The sequence below is a fragment of the Pseudomonas sp. SDO5215_S409 genome (assembly GCF_054071325.1).
This window is the reverse complement of the sequence record NZ_JBSVWN010000177.1, coordinates 1-478: the sequence shown is the minus strand read 5'-3', so window position 1 is coordinate 478 and position 478 is coordinate 1. Positions and strand designations below refer to the sequence as shown.

The 478-nt window shown below is 44.1% G+C and carries 1 pseudogene; it reads right to left on the bottom strand.

Annotated elements, in window-relative coordinates:
* Positions 1-86: 86 nt before the first annotated feature.
* Positions 87-478: pseudogene (locus ACW9H9_RS28795) on the bottom strand (hypothetical protein); the annotation flags it as partial.

The window sequence follows — 478 nt, the reverse complement described above, 5'->3', positions numbered from 1 at the left end:
TTAATGAAAAAGCAGAAAAAAGCAGTGCTTGGTTTTTCGTTTTAATTATTTCGATGGCAGTCATTGTGGCGTTTTCTCGATGCTGTTCACGGTCTGCTGAAATCCCTGCCCACACTGACATCAATTAAATACTTTGCTGTTTTTGGGTTTCGTTCATCGCAACGAACGTAGCATTTTACAATCAACGCCAGCATGTATTTGTGAGGGATCACTAACATTAACGTCTCGGCATGGTCAAACAGTACGCTTTGCAGTGCATCGATTTCGTGTGTGTTGTTTATGTTGAGCCATCTGTTTCTGTCTTCATCTCGCGGTGTCCATCCGGCGTTTTTTAGTGTCGTTTGAAGGCCGTCGAGTAATGGCGTCAGTTCGTCGAAGGGCAAAGTCTGTAACATTGGAGACGTCGTAACCGTAGTGACTTTTCCAAAGCTATAACCTACAGCGCCAAACTTGGTTGGAGGCAACGTGAAACCATGTT